Annotated in this window: 17 protein-coding genes; all 17 read right to left on the bottom strand. The window is 38.0% G+C overall.

What is annotated here, in order from left to right:
* Positions 1-443: 443 nt before the first annotated feature.
* The 17 genes from dctP (CZ487_RS15910) to CZ487_RS15990 all read right to left on the bottom strand — a co-directional run bounded on the left by dctP (CZ487_RS15910) (position 444) and on the right by CZ487_RS15990 (position 20,228).
* Positions 444-1,529, bottom strand: a complete 1,086-nt coding sequence (dctP, locus tag CZ487_RS15910) for a TRAP transporter substrate-binding protein DctP (RefSeq protein WP_077213265.1) — start codon at positions 1,527-1,529, stop codon at positions 444-446.
* A 453-nt stretch (positions 1,530-1,982) separates the two neighbouring features.
* Positions 1,983-2,762 carry an IclR family transcriptional regulator gene (locus CZ487_RS15915; RefSeq protein WP_077213266.1) on the bottom strand — a complete coding sequence of 260 codons (780 nt, stop codon included), beginning with the start codon at positions 2,760-2,762 and terminating at the stop codon, positions 1,983-1,985.
* 77 nt (positions 2,763-2,839) lie between these two features.
* A complete protein-coding gene (locus tag CZ487_RS15920; protein ID WP_161949656.1) occupies positions 2,840-4,405 on the bottom strand; it encodes an AMP-binding protein in 1,566 nt (521 codons plus the stop codon).
* Between the two features lie 44 nt (positions 4,406-4,449).
* The gene (locus CZ487_RS15925; protein ID WP_077213268.1) at positions 4,450-4,905 is read right to left on the bottom strand and encodes a VOC family protein; all 456 of its coding nucleotides are present in this window, start codon (positions 4,903-4,905) and stop codon (positions 4,450-4,452) included.
* A gap of 46 nt (positions 4,906-4,951) precedes the next feature.
* Positions 4,952-5,734: an SDR family NAD(P)-dependent oxidoreductase gene (locus CZ487_RS15930; protein ID WP_077213269.1), complete on the bottom strand. Its 783-nt coding sequence runs from the start codon at positions 5,732-5,734 to the stop codon at positions 4,952-4,954.
* A 21-nt stretch (positions 5,735-5,755) separates the two neighbouring features.
* The gene (locus CZ487_RS15935) at positions 5,756-7,135 is read right to left on the bottom strand and encodes an MFS transporter (protein ID WP_077213270.1); all 1,380 of its coding nucleotides are present in this window, start codon (positions 7,133-7,135) and stop codon (positions 5,756-5,758) included.
* Positions 7,136-7,339: 204 nt separating this feature from the next.
* The gene (dctP, locus tag CZ487_RS15940; RefSeq protein ID WP_077213271.1) at positions 7,340-8,098 is read right to left on the bottom strand and encodes a TRAP transporter substrate-binding protein DctP; all 759 of its coding nucleotides are present in this window, start codon (positions 8,096-8,098) and stop codon (positions 7,340-7,342) included.
* A gap of 80 nt (positions 8,099-8,178) precedes the next feature.
* Positions 8,179-9,456, bottom strand: coding sequence for a TRAP transporter large permease (locus CZ487_RS15945; protein ID WP_077213272.1), 1,278 nt, complete (start codon positions 9,454-9,456; stop codon positions 8,179-8,181).
* Positions 9,457-9,489: 33 nt separating this feature from the next.
* The gene (locus CZ487_RS15950; RefSeq protein ID WP_077213273.1) at positions 9,490-10,035 is read right to left on the bottom strand and encodes a TRAP transporter small permease; all 546 of its coding nucleotides are present in this window, start codon (positions 10,033-10,035) and stop codon (positions 9,490-9,492) included.
* Between the two features lie 488 nt (positions 10,036-10,523).
* Positions 10,524-11,336, bottom strand: a complete 813-nt coding sequence (locus tag CZ487_RS15955; RefSeq protein WP_077213274.1) for an enoyl-CoA hydratase/isomerase family protein — start codon at positions 11,334-11,336, stop codon at positions 10,524-10,526.
* Entirely contained in the window at positions 11,333-12,427 is a 1,095-nt protein-coding gene (locus CZ487_RS15960; protein WP_077213275.1) for an acyl-CoA dehydrogenase family protein, read from the bottom strand. Before CZ487_RS15960 ends, CZ487_RS15955 begins: the two co-directional genes overlap by 4 nt.
* Positions 12,424-13,578, bottom strand: coding sequence for an acyl-CoA dehydrogenase family protein (locus CZ487_RS15965; RefSeq protein ID WP_077213276.1), 1,155 nt, complete (start codon positions 13,576-13,578; stop codon positions 12,424-12,426). The genes CZ487_RS15960 and CZ487_RS15965 overlap by 4 nt, the downstream gene beginning before the upstream one ends.
* A gap of 247 nt (positions 13,579-13,825) precedes the next feature.
* A complete protein-coding gene (locus tag CZ487_RS15970) occupies positions 13,826-14,608 on the bottom strand; it encodes a tyrosine-protein phosphatase (protein ID WP_077213277.1) in 783 nt (260 codons plus the stop codon).
* A gap of 217 nt (positions 14,609-14,825) precedes the next feature.
* Positions 14,826-16,070, bottom strand: a complete 1,245-nt coding sequence (locus CZ487_RS15975) for an ABC transporter substrate-binding protein (RefSeq protein ID WP_077213278.1) — start codon at positions 16,068-16,070, stop codon at positions 14,826-14,828.
* 207 nt (positions 16,071-16,277) lie between these two features.
* A complete protein-coding gene (locus tag CZ487_RS15980; RefSeq protein WP_077213279.1) occupies positions 16,278-17,288 on the bottom strand; it encodes an NADP-dependent oxidoreductase in 1,011 nt (336 codons plus the stop codon).
* A 33-nt stretch (positions 17,289-17,321) separates the two neighbouring features.
* Positions 17,322-18,935 (bottom strand): long-chain-fatty-acid--CoA ligase, encoded by a 1,614-nt coding sequence (locus tag CZ487_RS15985; protein ID WP_077213280.1) that lies wholly within the window; start codon positions 18,933-18,935, stop codon positions 17,322-17,324.
* A gap of 162 nt (positions 18,936-19,097) precedes the next feature.
* Complete coding sequence (locus tag CZ487_RS15990; protein ID WP_084783305.1) at positions 19,098-20,228, bottom strand: acyl-CoA dehydrogenase family protein; 1,131 nt, start codon at positions 20,226-20,228, stop codon at positions 19,098-19,100.
* Positions 20,229-20,230: the final 2 nt, after the last annotated feature.

The following is a 20,230-nucleotide window of genomic DNA, read 5'->3' on the forward strand; positions in this document are numbered from 1 at the left end:
ACCTTTCCTCTGCTGGATCCAATGCAAAGCGGTCTTCATCCCCGCTATGAGAACCTTTCCTCTGCTGGAACCAATGCTAAACGGTCTTCATCCTTGCTATGAGAACCTTTCCTCAACTGCATCCACTGCACAGCGGTCTTCATCAATCAATTATTATTCTTTCTTTATACTTCTTAAGGAGCTCTTTATACTGATTTAATACCTCTTCATATGGATGACCATCAGACTGATGCTTTTCTAACCAAATTTGAGTGAACTTTTCTGTTGCTGTTTTCCATTGCTGCTGTTCCTCTTCAGTTAATTCTACAAGTACCTCCTTTACCTTTCTGAATATTCTAATGTTGAAAAGATACTAATATCGTTCTCCTAAGTAAAATAAAAACTGCCGAGTTCCCCCGGCAGTCAAACAACCATTTGTTTTTCTTATACCCTATAAAAATACATTACTTGTACTCTGCTAACTTCTCTTTATACGCATCTAGTACTTCGTTGTATTGATACGAACCTGATGCATTTTCCTCTAGCCATTTTGCAGTAAACTCTTCTGTTACGTTTCTCCACTCCTGCAATTCTTCTTCCGTTAATTCGGCAATCGTACCGCCATTTGCGACAAACTCTTCATTAAATTTTTGTGTCTCTTCTTCATAAACTTGGCCAATTCGTTCAATAACTTCATTGCCAGCTTGGATCATTGCTTGCTGAATATTTTCAGGAAGCTTCTGCCAAACATTTTCATTGATGTTTATTCCTTGAACAACAGCCCCAATATGAGGAAACACGGCATATCTAAGCAGTTCGTCAGTTCCGGAGTTTTTAACAGCCATGCTATAATAGCTCGCAACATCAATCACTCCGCGATCTAATGCTTCATACACTTCAGCATGTGAAATCGTAACTGGAACAGCTCCAAAATACTCATACATTTTATTAGCAATCCCACCTGGAGTCTTAATTTTTAGCCCCTTCAAATCTGATGGCACACGTAGTTCCTTGCCTGTTGTCCACAGTTCATAATTCGGCGATACCTGCGCAACGAGCGGTCTTACGCCATTCTTTAAATAATCTGTTTCTACTAAAGTTGTATTTTCCTTTAGCAAATCATTAAATGCCTTTGTTCCTTGATCAGTATTTTCACTGAGGTTCGGAAGGCTTGCGATCATTTGGCTATATGGCATCGTGTCAGGATAATAATTTGCTGGGTAAATACTTAAATCCGTAACACCATCACCTGTTAACGTCATTAAATCACCAGCTTTTCCTAACTGTTCTGAAGGATAGTAGTCAAATTCTACTTGTCCATCTGTTAATTCAGTCACTCTATTCATCCATGGCTCAGTAAAATCCGTATAAATCGGAGATGTTCCAGGGAAATATGTAGCGAATTTCAGCTTGATTTTTTCAGCACTATCCGTGCCTCCGCCAGCATTACTATCACTAGTGCCGCTTGAAGAGCTAGAACCACATCCTGCGAGGACAAGTGTCAATATCGCAAAGAACATTGTAAATAAATAAAACTTATTCTTTTTCACAGAAATACCCCTTTCATATGTCGCAAAGAGTATGATTCATGTTGCTTAAATGCATGCTATTACTATGAACATTCTCTTGCCGCAACGATTAGATCCTATTGACTTAAAATTTCCTCTAAACGATACAACCAAAGCTTTATCGTATGCTTTTTTATAAAACGATCTATCACCCGCTTCCATTCTTAACCGTTTAACATGAAGATTCATAGAAATAATATAAAGCGCTTTCAAATAATAGAATTAAGAGATAGTTTTTGCATCCCGTGCAACAACAGAAAGAGTGTTCTCTATCCTTTAATTAATAAAGGTTCCACTTGAACCCTCATTTCTGCTGGTTTAGATCTATTTCTTCTCGATAAACGGTATGTTGTACCACTAATTGAATTGTATAGTTCTTTCAATGTATAGTCAATTCATAATTGTTTAAAAAGTTCCTAAATTAACTATTTTCGATTATTTAACTGCTCTTTTTAAAAAATTCAAATCTTCAGTTATACACTGCGCAATCTCTTTAATAGCTACAATAAAGTTGTTAATAATCTCATCGTTCACTCTTACTAACGGGGCGGAAACTGATACACCTGCCACGACTTCATTCCGTGCATTAAAGATAGGTGCACTGACAGAACAAACTCCAGGAACACGTTCACTATAACTAATTGAATAACCTCTGTATCTAATGTCCTGCAGCTCTTTCCGAAGTTTCACCTTATCTAAAATCGTTTGATCTGTTACTGCTTCAAGCTCATTTTCACGAAGATAATCCTCGATCTGATTTTGATCAAGATAAGCTAAAAGCAGTTTTGCAGAAGCACCCGCATGAAGAGGGGAAGTGTGACCAATATGCGAAATCGCTAACAATACCTGTTCCGCTTGTTCTAATGCAATACATTTTCTTTGATTGTTTTCAATCACATTTAAATAGACATTCTCACCCAAACGGTCACGCAACTTTCTCAAGTAAGGCTTCGCCGTGGATATCAAGTGAGAATGCTCTTCTACCAAATTCCCCAAATAGTAAAGTTCCATCCCTAGTTTATAAGTTTTTCTTTTATTATCTTTTTCTAGGAATCCATGACTAACTAGTGTACTTAAAATTCTTTGTAGGCTCGATTTAGACAGACCGAGCTTATGGTGAAGCTCAGCAAGAGATAATTCTTTTTCATCATTGGAAAAGGACTTCAACACTCGAATGGCACGACTGATCGTCTGCATTGAATAATCTTCACTCATATCCCATGAACACTCCCCATTTTTTTGACCACTTCAGTACTGAATAGACTTCGTAACTCTTTTAAACAGAAAACTTATCAATTTATGGATCTTTCTGCATTTTGCCAAAATGGTTTCCTTAACGTCTTTTTATCAAGCTTGCCATACGGGGTAAGCGGGAATTCCTGTACAAACTTAATTTCTTTTGGACATTTATATTTTGCAAGATTTTGCTTGCAGTACTGAAGAATTGCCTCTTCTGATGGTAGATTAGAAGAATCTGCGATAACAAACGCAATAACTTGCTCTCCCCAATCGGAGTGAGGGATTCCAATTACAGCAACCTGGCGAACGCCCGGAACTTGCTGAATTACATTCTCCACTTCCGTACTATAAACGTTCATACCACCTGAAATAATCATATCGTTCTTACGATCCATGATATAGACATACCCTTCTTCATCCACTTTCCCCATATCACCAGTATGCAGCCAGCCATTTATGATCGTTTCAGCTGTTTTTTCAGGCAGCTGATGATATCGCTCCATCACAAATGGAGATTTAACAGTTATTTCACCTTGCTCACCGGTATTTACCTCTTCGCCGTCTTCATTTACAATTCTGACCTCAGACATAATAGATGGCTTACCGCAGCTTCTCAATCTATGAACCTTACAAACATCAAGGCTATGGTCCTCTTTCTTTAATCGCGTAATAAAATTAGGGCATTCGGTCTGTCCGTAAAACTGAAAGAACACAGGACCGAAAACTTCCAATCCTTGTTTGAGCCTATCCTCCATAATTGGTGCAGCGGCGTAACTCATCATTTTTAAACTATGGGATGAAACATCTATCTGCTTCTCCTCAATCGTATCGAGAAGGCGATAAATCATCGTTGGGACCATAAACGTTATTGTAATTTGTTTCTCCAAGATGGCATTGATTGCCTGGATGGGGTCAAATTTATCGTAGATGAAGTGGGTTGCTCCTTTTAAAATACCTGTTTGGATAAACCTCCCACCACTATGAGGCAGTGGTGTCATCACAAGAATTTTGTCATCGCTGACAATCTCAAGTTCAATAAGATGACAATATAAAGACATCACCAATTTTTTCTGTGTTTGGACAATCCCTTTCGAAAGTCCTGTTGTACCTCCAGAATACGTAATCGTCGCAGTATTAGATGGTTTTACATCTACAATTGGTGTGGTATCACTTTTGCCTGTTAAAAATTCCTTCCAGCTTATAAACCCATCTGGCACATCTTCCGTTAGACCGACAACAATTTGTAAAGAAGGTATCTGTTCTCGGATCTTTTCAACAATGGAATAAAATTCAGGACCTACAATCGCTGCTTTCGATTGCGAATTTTCCAGCATATATTTGATTTCAGTTTCACCTAACATATTGTTGAGAGGTACCTTCACTGCCCCGCTTTTCATAATTGCGATGTCAGTCACGACATATTCCATACAATTTGACATAATCATCGCCACTGGATCCTCAACACTAATTCCCTTCGCAAGAAAACCATGCGCGAGCTGGTTTGCCAGCTTATTAAGCTCTTCATACGTCAATTCTTCATTTTTAAATGAAATCGCTATTTTATCATGATTATCAGCTAATGCCTTATTAAATAAATCTTTTAGGACAAGCTCAGACATTTTCATCCCCCTCTATTATTTTCACCTCAAATAATCAACTAGACTTAATGATCCCCGCTAGTAGAATACTCAATTCGTTTTTCGAGTGAAGACCGATAAGGTTCCTCCCATTCCATCACCTGAAGAAGAATATTAAAAAAGCTTTTCGGATGAACAAATACTTCAGTCTTTACCCCTTCTGTCACTTCCGGTCCAATCAACTTAAGCCCTTTTTTTCGAAGCTCCTCCGCGGTCTCTTTTAAATTTGTAACGGACAAAGCGACGTGATGAATTCCTTCCCCACGTTTTTCAAGATATCTCTTCATATCCCCATCGCCAACAGGAGTTTCCAAACCTACTAATGTCTCTCCAAGCAGATAGTAAGCAGCTTTAACAGCTAACCCTTCCATTACTACCTCCTTTATATACTTCGCATCAAACATAGCTTCAAACTTCTTTTTTGCATCTTCCAGATCATGAACAGCAATTGCCACATGATCATAGTCTTTAAAATTAAACATAATGATTCTCTCCTTCTATTCTATTTTTGTTTTTGATATCCGCCACTTACAGCGCTTCTCCTTTTCCGCCATCAATGTTAATCGATGTTCCTGTTATATAAGACGCGGCGTCTGATACTAAGAAACCAATCGTATTCGCAGCTTCCTCCGCATTTCCAATTCTGCCTAGTGGGATTTTATGTGCCGGCATTTGCGAGAACTCCTCCCATGTTAAATGGCTAAAGTCTTTTTTCCATTTCCGTTCGATTTGTTCACTTTTAATCAGACCAATACACACCGTATTCACACGAATATTGTATTTTCCTAAATCCTTGCTCATGGCATTTGTTAGGGTCATACCTGCCATTCTGCTGACTGATGTAGGCAGTGACGATGCTGGTGCAGTTTTAGCAATGGTTGCCGTAACATTAACTATGACGCCGCTGTGTTTATTTTTCATATAAGGAAGAACAGCATTAGAACAATTAATTGCAGCAAACAGTTTTAAATCTAGATCTTTTCTCCACATTTCTTCATTAATAGAATCAAATGGCTGTGCAGCAGATTGTCCAGCATTATTAATTAAAATATCCACCCCGCCAAAATGAGCAGCAGCTTCCTTCACAAAATTCTCGCAATCTTGTTTTAACGTTACATCCTTTGATGAATAGAAAATGTCCTGCCCTGTTTCCTCTTTAATTAGCGCTGCGGCATCTTTTAACTTATGGACGTCTCGCCCGCATATAGCAACTTTTGCTCCCTCTTTCGTTAATAAAAGTGCCGTAGCGAGCCCAATTCCTTTACTTCCCCCCGTAATAAGAGCTACTTTTCCATTTAAATTTAATTCCATCTCAATTTCCTCCTTCAAGATTTATTGAACAGCCTTTTCAACTTCCATTTTTAACTTTTTAAAATAAAAGACATAAACGATGGATGCAAAAATCATTAAAGCGAATATGACCAAGTAAATATTTCTGTACATGACTGCAGCCGGAAAACCATCCTGGGCAGTGATTAAAATACCAGATATCGTAACTCCGATTGCTCCCCCAACAAACTGGATCAACTGAAGGATCCCCATTCCGGCACCGATTTTATCCCTATGTAAGATCCGTGTTACTTCATTAGAGATACTTGTATTTAATGCTGCAAAACCGATACTTGCGAACATATATGTAGTGAGAATATAGTATGGAGAAATCGTTGATAGATAGGCAAATAAGCACGCAGCAATGATCAGAAAAAATTGCCCAAAGAAGGTAACTGGCGGTGTTCCATATCGGTCTATTAATCTGCCAATAACCTGGCCAGCCAGCATAGCTAAAATCGCTCCTGGGAAGATGATCATCCCGACTTCAACAGGCTCTTTATTAAATACATGTGAAAGGATAATCGGCATTAAAAATAAGTTTGAAAAATTTAAAAAGAAAGCTAAAAATCCAATTAATAGCAGCTTCAAGTATTGGCCATGTTTAAACAGGTCAGGCTGAATAAACGGTACATCCTTCTTATTAAGATATATCCACCACACCACAGACAGGATGATTGTTATGAAAAGAATGCTGTATGAAAAAGTAGATAAATAGAGGAGTATACCTGTCACACTGACAGCTGTAAGCACTGCCCCAACTAAATCAAATTGTCCTTTCTTAACTTCTTCTTTTGGCATGAGAACATTAAAAAAAGGAATAAGCAAAACGACAAGCAGCGTAACAGCAAAAAGAAAATTCCAGCCTAAGTACTGCGTGACGATTCCACCTATAACAGGTCCAAGTCCAAACCCTAATGAAGCACCAGAAGCAATAATTGCCATTGCTTTTCCACGTCTAGCCAAGGGAATAAAACGTCCTGCAACAATCATCCCTAAGCCCGGTACAGCACCAGCCCCGATGGCCTGAAGAATCCGGCTGCTTAACAGTACAATAAAATTTGTCGAGAAAAATCCTAATAAGGAAGCTAAACCAAGCACTGTCAAACCACCTAACAATAACCGCGAAATCGGTAAATAGTCGGAAAGTCTGCTAAATGTCAATGTTGAAATAGCAAATGCGATTGAGTATCCCGATACAATCCATGCTGCCGTCGAAGAACTTAATGATAAATCTGTTAAAATTGAGGGTAACGCTACATTAAACATCGTTGTATTCATAACAACAAACCAGGTTGTAAGCCCCCACAAGTAGACGATCTTATTCTCTTGAATTGGTACCCTGCTATCATTATTAGCAGTAGGTAAAAAAGTAGATGGCATTTTAACCACACCTAATCTTTCATTTTTTGTATGTAAAAAATAATTTTGCATCTGAAATTATTTTTTATATTTAAAATATTCTAATAATTTAATTCAAAAAATTACTTTGAGATAAAGTGTCTCTTCTAAAAGAACTCATCCATCTCAAAGATAAAATAGATTTTCTATATCATTTTTAAAACATAAATTTTTTTCTCTAAAATATTATTGATACTTCTTTAAGTTTTCTTTATAAGCGTTCAACACTTCTTCATATGGATGGCCATCTGATTTATGATCTTCTAACCATTTTTTTGTAAATTCATCATAAGCTTTAATCCACTGTGCATCTTCTTCTTCTGTTAATTCTACAATTGTACCTTGTTTAGCAAATTCCTCATTAAATGCTTTTGTATCAGCATCATATTTTTCTCCAGAAGATTTAACCATTTCTTGGCCAGCTTCCATCATCGCCTTTTGAATATCTTCAGGTAAACCTTGCCATACATTTTCATTAATAACGATACCATGAATTGCCGTACCTAAATGCGGGAACATTGCATAATCTAAAAGTTCAATCGTTCCTGAAGCTTCTACTGCAACACTTGAATAGCTTGCTGCTTCAATTACTCCCTTTTCTAATGCTTCATATGTCTCCGGGTGCGCTACTGAAACTGGAGTAGCTCCTAATTCTTGATACACTTCATTAGCAATGCCGCCTGGAGTCCGAATTTTCAGACCCTTAACATCTTCTGGTACCCTTATTTCCTTGGAAGAAGTCCAAATTTCATAAGCAGGTGATACGTTTGTCATGATAGGACGGATCCCATTTTTTAAATAATCGGTTTCTAGTAGAGCCTCATTTTCCTGTATAAGGTCATTATATGCTAGAGTTCCCTGAACAGAAGTACTACTTAAGTTCGGAAAGCCTGCAAGCACATTGCTTAACGGCATATTATCAGGAAAGTAGTTAGCTGGAAACACGCCAATATCTGTTACTTTATAATTTTAAGTACCATCACCTCCCCCAATGTTCAAGATTTTTACTATTCTAGTACCTTGAATTACATATTATTTGGAAGATATAATGCGATTTCTGGGAAAATAACCAAAATTAAGATGGTTAACAAGAGTATTCCAACGAAAGGCAAGGAGCCAAGGAACACTTTATGAACCGGAATACCAGAATATTTACTTGTAATGAATAGATTAATCCCTACAGGCGGCGTTACTAGACCAATTTCAAGTAAAAGTACTACGACAACACCAAACCAGATTTCATCAAAACCTAAACCAGTAACGATTGGGAAAATTAATGGCAAGGTTAAGATTAATGAACCAATCAAATCCATAAATAAACCAAGTATTAGGTAGAATACAATAATTAACGCAAGGATCGCCCATTTTGATAATCCGCTTTCAGAGATAGCCAGCATAATACTTTGACCTGTCCCTGTTAAGGTAAAGAAATAAGCAAAGATATAACCACCGATAACAATGGTAAAGATCATCGCAGTTTGATGAGTTGTGTCGACAAGAGACTTGATAACATCCTTGAAGCTTAGTCTCTTCATCGCTAAACCGATCACAAGAGCACCTAAGGCACCAAAGGCAGCCGCTTCTGTAGAAGTACCAATCCCTTGGTAGATTACAATCATGACAATTACAACTAAAATTACCATCGGCCAAATCGTCTTTAATGAAGCGAATCTTTCCAACCATGTGGATTTATCAATTTTGCTATCCAATTTGATCGAAGAAATAATGATGAACGCAGATAACAAAAGAGCTAATAGAATACCAGGAAAAACTCCGGCAATTAGTAACTTTCCAATTGATGTTTCCGTTTGAACTGCGTAAAGGATTAATGGAACACTTGGTGGAATCATAACCGCTAATGTTCCCGTTGAAGATGCAACTAGACCAGCAGCAAAAGAATCCTTATATCGAGCTCGAATCATTTCTGGAACACAAATTTTCGACATGATCGATGTAGCCGCAATACTTGATCCGGATAGTGCACCAAAACCAGCACTTGCGAAAACGGTCGAAATCCCAACACCGCCTGGCACATGCCCAATCCACTTTAATACCGCGTCATATAAATCTTTAGCAATATTACTTTTTGAAATAAAGTTAGCCATCAAGATAAACAAAGGGATCGTTGTTAATGTAAAACTATTTACACTTCTGTAGGCTGTTGAGGATAGTATCCCTGTAAATGTATCAGGTCCACCAACCAAATAGATTCCGATTGAACCAACAGCAATGAGGGTAAACCCAATTGGCATTCCTATAAATAAAAGTACTAATAATAAAACGACAATTCCTAATGCTAACATAACTTCCCTCCTATGAATCTACTACTGTTTATTTTATACAGGCATGTTGATATCTTCGTCATCTACAGGCTTCATGATTGTGCTTGGAGCAATAAGCTTCGGAAATAGGATGGCAACACATTCTATTATAAGTCTTAATCCAATCATCAAGAGTCCTACAGAGATAATAAATAATGCGGGAGCTAAGGGATAATCCAACACACCAACTGATTTAATATTTTGCTCAAGATATTCAAGGCCTTCTTGTAAATTTAAGTAAGCAATGAATAAAAAGAATGGAGCTGCAAGAATGTTTGTAATGAATTTCGTTACCTTTTTCATTTTCTCAGAGAATTTTTCTTCTAAAAATGTAACTCTTACATGCTCATCATGCTTTTGTGTCTGGCTAATCGCTAAATAAACAAGCAGGACCATTAAATACTCACCTGTTAACTCAATTGTCCCTTGTATCGGACTATTGAAGAAGTACCGCAGTGTAACGTCCAGAAAGATCCACACCATCATTACAAACAAAGTAAACGATGCAATTATAGACATCACCTTGTCAATGCCATCAAAAAGACCAACTATTTTTTTCATTTCAATTTTCACCTCTTCGCTAAATTTTCAATTGCATTTTTTGAGTCATTTTGTTTTCTGCAACTAGATTGAAAGCGCTTTTATAAATTTGTTTTAAATAAGCTAGAATCTAGTATCAGATAAACTTTTTTAACTCATTGTTTTTATATTTGTAAATTTTGAAAATTACACTTATACCGATAGCCGGTTTTATGTACCACTTTTTATTCATATTAGAAGATTAGCATGTTTTATATATTATTGTCAAACAATTTTTAAAAATTTATATATTTGAAATTATCTATTATTGATATAATATTAAAAAATCGAATCATGGTTTTAATTTTATCAAAAACATCATAAAATCAACACTTTCAAAGAAGAAAACTTTAATAGAAAGATAATGATTCCTATACTAATATAGAGAAATGAAAAAGACAGTAACAATTATCTTTATCGTTACTGTCAAAAAATGAAGTAAACCAAATTTTTTATTTAGTTTAATAGTCTTATTTAAATTTAGGTTTTCTTTTTTCGATTACAGCATTAACGCCTTCTTGATAGTCTTCCAGCTCTGTTGCAATTCCCATAGCGGACGAGATCATATCATAATGTGTACGCAAATCTAGGTTCAACCCTTGATATACTGCTCTCTTCGTAAAACGCATTGCTACCTGAGGTCCAGCAGCTAATTTCTCTACATACTGATCCACAAACTCCTGTAATTGATCATCCGCAACGACATGTGTCACCAGCCCCATATCTTTTGCTTCTTGGGCAGTTAGGACAGTACGATTCCACAATAATTCCAACGCTCTATCAGTGCCTACGAATCTTGGTAAAAACCATGCAGCCCCGTCACCAGGAACAATTCCTACATTGAGATAGCTTTCAGAAATTTTCGTATTTTCAGCTGCAATACGAATGTCACATGCCAAAGTCATATCAAACCCAGCTCCAAAGGCAATACCATGCAGTGATGCCACTACAGGAATATCAATTTCCTGAAGCAATAAAGGAATTCTTTGAACTTTTTTCCATAGAGAATTTTTTCTAGCTAACGCCGTAGAGGATAAATCTTTCTCTCCATCACTCTGAAGGAATCCTTCTCCTTTCGCCATTGCCTTAATGTCACCGCCAGAGCAAAAGCCGCGTCCATTCCCTGAAACTACAAGGACACGAATATCGTCTGAATCACGGACTGTTTCTAATGCATCAATCCATAAATCAATCATTTCTAAACTGAATGCGTTTATGCTGTCAGGACGATTAAGCACAATTCGTGCAATCTGATTTTCAACTGTAAAAATTAAATCACTCATTTCACTTCCACCTCTTTTGAATAATTTTCTACACCTGTTATCAACGACCAAAGTCCGTCTTTATCTAAATTCAATAATTCATCTGTTACGACTTCTTCCCATTCCGATTCCGTACCAAATTCATCCCGCCAAGACCAAAGTCTGCGAGTGCTATGATGTAATGTATGCTCGTACGTAAATCCGATTGCCGCTAAAACTTGGTGGGCAATTGGGTTCCCTTTCCCAGCCGCTTCATTAACACGGATTTTTGCAAGTGCAATTTCCTTTGAGAATGGATCCTTTTCAAATGAATCAACAGCATAGCTTGCTGCTAGCCCTGCAGAAGCAGACTCCCCAGCTAAATGTGCAATATGATGCTGAATGGCTTGAAAACGGTGCAGCGGTCGGCCAAATTGATTTCTCTCATTCGTATGGTTAATCGTCACTTCTAAGATTTTCTCCAAGGCACCTGCCATTAGGACACTTTTTGTTAGAGCACCACTATAAAGAACCGTTTTTTCAAAATCATCTCTTCCAATAAATCTATTAACAGGATCATTAACAAAGACATGATCGAATATTACTTCATCTCTTGCTTCCCCAGCCATATTTTTACCTTGATTAATTTGTGCATCCTTTAGGTCAAGCAGAGAGAAGATCGTTCCATCTGATGTTTCTCCCAAAACGATCAGCTTGTCCGCATATCTTGCCCAAGGAACATTTTTGGCTTTACCAGTAACGACAAAACCCTCTCCATCTTTATTGAACTGAAACGGCTGCATATTTTTTTCGTATGCAACTGTTAAAATATCATTTCCTACAGGAATATCAAATTTAGCTAATAACCAATTCGCCATATACGTTTCTGCAAGGGGAATCGGTGCAGAGTATTTCCCTGCTAAGCGAAGGATGCTTAATGCGTCATCATAATCCCCGCCGCTTCCTCCTAATTCTTCAGGGACAGCAACAGTCAACATGCCATTTTCAGCCAGGCTATTCCATAAATCACCTGCCCAGACGCCTTTTTCCGATTCATTTACTGCTTCTTTTGTTGAATATTTTTCAAACATTTTTGAAGCTGACTCGATGATCATTTCTTTCATTTCACTCATTGTTGGATAACCCCCTTCGCAATGATTCCACGCAGGATTTCATTAGTGCCGCCGCGCAAAGTAAAGCCTGGCGACTGCAGAATGGATTGTGCTAAATATTTTTCAATAAGAGATTCAGAGTCCGTAGACGGAACAACTGAAACTAATAGTCTCGTAATCTCAGCAATCTCTTGTTCAAATTTCGTTCCCATATCCTTTACTAATGAAGCGATGATATTAGAAGGAACACCTTCTTCTAGCAGTTGGGCTATTCCCAAAGACATATTACGTAATGTCCACATTCTAGAAACTAATCGACTTACTTGCTTTAATCCATTTCGATCCTTATTTTCGACCAAAATGTTCGTCAATTCGTTTAAAAGAGGATATGTACTTAAGATTCGTTCAGGGCCACTTCTCTCATATGCTAATTCTGCCATCCCCTGTGCCCAGCCATTTCCGACTTCTCCTACTACCATTTCATCTGGAATGAAGACATCTTCAAAGAAAACTTCATTAAAATGATGTTCTCCCGTCATTAAATGAATCGGTCTAATCGTGACGCCCGGTGCCTTTAAATCAACAATTAACTGACTCATGCCTGCATGACGATTATTAGGATCTTGAGGTGATGTACGACATAGGACAATAGAATAGTGAGCAACATGTGCTCCACTCGTCCAAATTTTACTTCCATTTAAAACCCAGCCATTATCCACTTTAACTGCTCTTGTCTGGATATTTGCCAAATCTGAACCTGCATTCGGTTCACTCAACCCAATCGCAAAAAAACATTCACCTTTTGCAATTTTAGGCAAGAAAAATTGCTTTTGATCTTCTGTTCCAAACTTTAGGAATAGGGGACCTGATTGACGGTCTGCGATCCAATGCCCTGACACAGGTGCACCTGCTGCAAGCATTTCTTCCGTTACTACGTATCTCTCAACAGAGGAACGTTCTCCTCCTCCATATTTCTTCGGCCATGTCATCCCAATCCAGCCGCGTTCACCCATCTTTTTTGAAAATTCCGCTGAAAATCCACTTAACCAGCAATCACATTTTGGAACGATTGAACCATTTTCGATCTCTTCTTTTAAAAACTGCCTAATTTCTCTTCTTAATTCATCAGTTTCTTTAGGAAGTTCTACTACAGGTATTTGTAGCGCTTTCATTCCATGTCACCTCTTTACAATAAGTTAGCAAAACAAAAACTTTTACCGTTAAACGGTATATGATTCCTATAGTTAAAATAGTATCTTATTTAAACTATATAGTCAATTCGAAATTATCTGATAAATAAATAAAGCATAACACTATAACGACAATCTTGTTTCCTATTGTGTGCTAATACGACAACAGTCTTTTAATGTGCACAAAAAAGACAGCAGCACTCCTGCATACTGTCTTCTGTCTAACATCTTATTCTAAACAATAATCCTGGATGTTTTTACGAATTTCTTTCGTAATGCCAAACTCCTTCTGTATATATGTGTCAAAGTCTCCATATGTCGTATTAATGGCATCAAAAGCGGAGTGAAGATAATCTTCACGTAAAGGAAAGGAGTTTTTAAATGCATCTAATTCTTCTTTCGTAAAAAATGCTGAAGTTTTATCGAAGATTCTATTATGATAATCTTCTAATGCAATATTCGAAAGTAAGTAATCTTCTAGTGCCGTCTCATAGGGGACACCCAAAGTCATTAATATAATCATGGCTCCTACGCCCGTTCGATCCCTGCCACCAGTACAATGATGGACTAGCGGCAAGTTTTCTTCAGGATTTTTCAACCTTTCCATTAACCTTTTATATGATTGGTTTTGGATAGGCATTTCTCCATAAATTCTTAAAAATCTTTCCGCAGTAAATTGACTATAATACTCTTTGTCTCCATCTTCCTTAAAGATGTATGTAGTAATATTATCTTCTTCCATTACAGAGACCCTTTCATTAACCGCTTTTCCAATGACGGGATCCGGCTTTCGTTCCGCTTCCCCTCGTCTGCGGTAATCAAAGACGCATTTGAAATCGATGGATTCCAAGTATTTTTTATCTTCTTCCGTTAGACCTGTTAGTTCAGCTGCACGAAACAAAATTCCTCTTTTCACTTTGCGGCCGTCACTTGTCTTTAAACCGCCCATATCCCGAAAATTATGAACACCATTTAATGGCAATAAACATTCTTTTACTCGTTCTGTTGTCATTTCATCACTTCCTATTCTTTTAAATAATATAAATACGTGGTATTTCTATCTAGTATCTATAGGTATGCAAATTTTGTACAGTTATCTCTAAAATGGCATAGTCTCTTTTATTTAACGAGTCTATATAATGAAACTGGACATGGAATCTCCATGTCCAGGAAATGAACTATTCGGCGTCAGGAAGCGTAATTTCGCCTGTTTCAGGATCGAAGGAAATCTAGTCTGTTACTTGTACTAATTTTCCATCCTCTGCTTTTGTCATGAACATTTTTGTAATACCATAGTGGTTATTTTCGGAGAATGAGATACTCGTGTACATGGAATCTTCCCAGTTATCAAATGTATAAATCGCTTCATTAAATTTGTCCCAAGTCAGGTCTTCACCTGTTCTATCAAGAGCCTCCACTACCACTTGCGCAACGGCCCAGCCGCTTTGAGCAAAACCAGTAATCGGGTCACTTCCGTATTCCTTTTTGAAACGTTCTTTAAACAATTTAATTTTTTCATTACTATCATCATCAATACTTGCCATAACACCGCCGCTATATGTTCCATCCCAAACGCCTTCACCAGCTAATTCAAAAGCATTTGTGTCACCCCCAGCAACTGAACATACGATATAATTCAGATCGTCTCTGCCAATTTTATAAAGAGCCTTTTTTAAGTTAACCGCAGGAGCCATAACACCAAAATTAAATAGTGTATCTGGATTTGCTTGGTCAATCTTTTGAGCTTGTGAGCTGAATTCCGTATCTTGTGGCAGATAGGTAACTTCAGCAACTAATTCGACATCAGGATACTTTTTCAAAGCCTCTTTAAGAGCATTTAATGGTGTTTTCCCGAAATCATCATTTTGATAAGCAACGGCAATTTTCTTAGCGCCTAAATTATTAATTGCGTAATCCAGCATGATTTGTGCTTCAACTTCATAATTGATCATAGAAGATCCATACCAACCTTTCACAGGCGGCTTAATGAAATCTGAAATCCCAGAACCTGACATCAGCATCGGAACACCATTATCAATAAAGATGTCTCTCGTCGCTTGAAGTGCTGCCGTTCCCATATTCCCAGCTACTAAGAAAACTTTGTCATCCTCTGCAAGTCTTCTAGCAAATGGTACCGCCTTAGCAGGCTGATACTGATCGTCATAAGCAATTAATTTTAACTCCCGGCCATGCACCCCGCCATTTTCATTTACATATTTAAAATAAGAATCCATCCCTTTTCGGAATGCATCGTAGACGGCTAATGGTCCAGTCTGCGGAGCGGAAAGACCAACCTTAATTTCATCGTCAGTAACCCCTTGCTGAGCACCATTTTCACTTTGCGCTTTGCTTCCTCCTTCAGTTGATTGATTTGAACTAGAACTTGAGCTTGATTGATCGCTGTTGCAGGCAGCTAATAAAAATACCATCAGCAATCCAGCAATCCATTTAAAATACTTGTTTTTAAAGCTCATAATGATCCTCCTCTAATGTCTAAACTAGTAAAACTATTAATATCATCTATGATTATTTTATATTTATATATTATTTCTGTCAATTCTATATTTTCTGTATTTTCAAAATATGAATTTACATTCAAATTCTGAATAAATGAGAAGAAGAGAAGGATAATCCTCCTCTTCTTCTCATTGTCTAGCGAAAGCCATGCCCCGCTGGTTTATTCATTCTTCGGAAACCTTTACTAGCTGTTTTCCAATGTTTTCACCAGTAAATAATCCCATAAAAGCTTTAGGCGCATTTTCTAACCCGTCTACAATATTTTCATGATATTTGATTTCCCCTGATTGAACCCATTTCCCAAGCTGATTATATCCTTCTTCATTTCTTTCTTTAAAATCACCCACAATAAAACCTTGCATCATAGAGCTTCTTTGAATTAACTGGACCTGTATGCGAGGCCCTAAGCTAGGTTTCACATCATTGTATTGTGCAATTTGTCCGCAAAGAACTGTTCTAGATTGGAAATTGATCAAAGTCATGACACTATCAGAAATCTCGCCGCCGACATTATCAAAGTAAACATCTACACCATTTGGACATGCCTTCTTTAAAGAGTCTAAAACATTCTCCGTTTTGTAATTGACCGCAACATCGAAACCTAATTCATTTACTAAGTATTGACATTTTTCTTCTGTACCAGCAATTCCAACAACTCGGCACCCTTTAATCTTAGCAATCTGTCCAACGATCGTTCCAACCGCTCCTGCTGCCCCTGAAACAACCACTGTCTCTCCTTCTTTAGGCTTACCGATATACAGCAGCCCAAAATAGGCAGTCAATCCTGGCATACCTACTGCTCCAATTGCTGTTGAGATCGGTGCAATGGATGGGTCAACTTTTCTGATATTACTGCCATCCGATGTTGAATAATCAGCCCAATTTAACCGACCCTCAACAATTTCTCCAACTTTAAAGTTAGGATGGTTGGATTCTATAACTTTCCCAACAACGCCTCCCGTTAATGGTTTTCCTAGTTCAAACGGATCCACATAAGTCCTTACTCCTCTCATTCTGCCGCGCATATAGGGATCCACAGATAAGTAAAGCGTCTTAATTAATACTTCTCCACCTGAAATGTTCGGAACGGAATTCTCAACTAAACTGAAATTTTCCTCTGTCGGCATCCCAACAGGTCTGCTTGCTAATAGTATTTCACGATTTGTTAATGCCATTTTTACATCCTCCTATACATCTAGTCTATGGGACTAATTCTTTTTCTCTGCTAGTTTTTCCTTTTCCATTTCTATTAATTTTGTCCGCAGTATTTTCCCAACTGCTGTTTTAGGCAGCTCATCCCAGAATTCAATCTGTCTAGGGACCTTATAACGGGCCAAATTCTGATTGCACCAATCTTCTACTTCCTGTTCCGTTAAAACCGCATTGTCTTTTAATAAAATCGCCGCTTTTACCGTTTCACCGCGATATGGATCAGGAACACCATAAACACATACTTCCTTTACTTGAGGCATTTTATATAAAACTTCTTCAATTTCAATTGGATAGATATTGTAGCCGCTGGCAATGATCATATCTTTCTTTCTTCCGACTATAAAAATATAGCCATCTTCATCCATTACAGCCAAATCCCCTGTATATAGCCAGCCATCCCTTAGTGCCTTAGCAGTTTCTTCTTCGTTTTTCCAGTAACCTTTCATGACTTGCGGTCCCTTTATAATCAATTCGCCCGTCTGTCCAGTTTCGACATCTTCTAAGCCAGTTTCAACATCAACAATCCGGCAATCTGTACTTGAAACAGGAATTCCGACACTTCCTGGCTTCCTGACACCAACACTCGGATTTTTAGTGACCATTGTGGTCGCTTCAGAAAGTCCATATCCTTCACTTATTGAGTTTTTGGAAATTTCTTCAAACCTTGTCATTACTTCGACCGATAATGGTGCCGAACCACTTGAGTACGTTTTGATAGATTGTAAGTCTTCTGAAGTGATTCTTGGGTGATTTAGTAATGCGATATACATGGTAGGTGAACCGCTAAAACTGGTTGGCCTATATTTTTTTATACATTCGACTACTTCATCCAAAACGAAACGCTTGATCGGAATGAACGTCCCACCAGCAAAAATCGTTAAGCTCATCCCTGTCAATCCCATCGCATGAAACATCGGAGCTATCCCTAAGCCGCGCGGAGTAATATTTTCATTTTCATCCGCTGTCGCAGCACCTTGTGCCATGATTTGATAAAGATTACTAATCACATTATGATGTGTAACCATAACGCCCTTTGATCTTCCTGTAGTCCCGCCCGTATACTGCAAAATGGCAACATCATTTTCAGCATCAACATCCGCTGCTGGAGGTGGATTTTTCCCTCTTTTTATCATGGAGTACAAATGATTTTTCTCCGTCGTTGCTCCGTCAGCAATAATCAAATTTAATTCATTTAAATAACCAATCTTTTCCAATTTTTCTACTTGCTCCTGGTAGGTTACAAACCAGCTGGCACCTGAATCTTCAAGGATATGCTCTAACTCTCTTGGCTGATACATCGGATTTACCTGTACGACAATTCCTCCAAGACGTTGTACAGCAAAAAAAGCAATGATGTATTCTATGCAATTCGGAAGCATAATCGCAAGTAAATCACCTTTTTTAAACCCACCTTCCGCTAAAGATGATGCCAAACAATCGACGTATCTCTTTAGATCAGTATAGGTAGTCTCGATATCATCTTGGATCACCGCCACATTATTTGGAACTAGCTCTGTTGAATCACTTAAAATATGATATATGGAAATGGACGGAGCCGTAATCTCATGAGGAATAGCTTCAGGATAAAACGCAAGCCACGGTCTTTTCATAAATAAATCCCCACCTTTTCATAAAATATATTTCTGAATATTCAGTTAAATGAAGTTATATTACAGTTACTAAAGACAAACTCATTCCTAAAACCCGAAATTAATTGTCTAGGAATTAGCCTTCATTATCTGTAATAGATTTCATTTACCTAAAACCGTTTTTTATAAATTGTTTGCTAGTTTCTTTAAGTGTAAGTCTCTTGTTCCAAAAGAAAGTTCAGTTGCCTTTGCGCGGTTTGACCAAAGATAAAGATCTGATTCTGTTACATAACCCATACCTCCCCAAAGCTGATGAGCCATAACAGTAACAGATTTGTAAGCTTCACCAGCATATGCCTTTGCCATAGCTACCTCATCTTCTGCTGCCAGTCCTTCAGAAAGCAAAGAAACTGCCTGATAAGCTAAGAGACGTGAACCATCAACCGCTGTAGCCATATTGGCTAAATGATGCTGAACTGCCTGAAAACTGCCTATCGGAACTCCGAATTGATGGCGTTCAGACACATATTTAACTGTCATATCGATCACCTTGCGGGCACCACCAACCATTTCAAGACATTGCAGAGCGGTTGCCTGATTCATCGCCACTGCAAGACCTTCTTCTGCTTCTTCCGTTCTATTTCCTAAAACATGCGTAATATCCAATTCTACATCAGTAAATTTCACTACACTTTGACGATCTTTTCCAAACGTCTTTTGTTCTTTCATGGATACACCTTCAGCTTGATTTGGAACAAGAAAAGCAGTCAACCCTTCTTTCCCATCATCATTTTCAGATCTGGCAATCACAATTAGCTCATCTGCCAGATGGGCATTTTGCACGAACATTTTTTCACCTGTCAGGATCCACTTATCTTTGACTTTGCGAGCAACCGTCTTAAAACAATCAGGATTATGAAGCGCTTCCTTTTCTGCGTATGCAACTCCACTAATCATTTTTCCAGCAGCTATTCTACTAAGATAGGTCTTTTTTTGTTCATGTGTTCCGAGAGCATCAATTAGCAAGGATGCGTATATGGTACTGTACAAGGTAGTCGGCACCAATACCCTTCCTGCTTCTTCAAAAAGAATTCCCAGATCGACTAGAGTCCCTCCTGCTCCATTGTACTTCTCAGGGATATGTACCCCGAGCCAGCCAATGTTTGCCATCTTTTCCCATAGACTGCTAGAATGACCACTATGCTCAGGTTCTTGCAGCTCCTTTACCAACTGCGGTGATACTTCACGTTCAAAAAATTTTCTGGACGTTTCTTGCATCATGAGCTGATCATCACTATACTCCATATTCATCATTT

It is taken from the genome of Robertmurraya dakarensis (assembly GCF_900156875.1).
In the GTDB taxonomy this organism is placed as follows: domain Bacteria; phylum Bacillota; class Bacilli; order Bacillales; family Cytobacillaceae; genus Robertmurraya; species Robertmurraya dakarensis.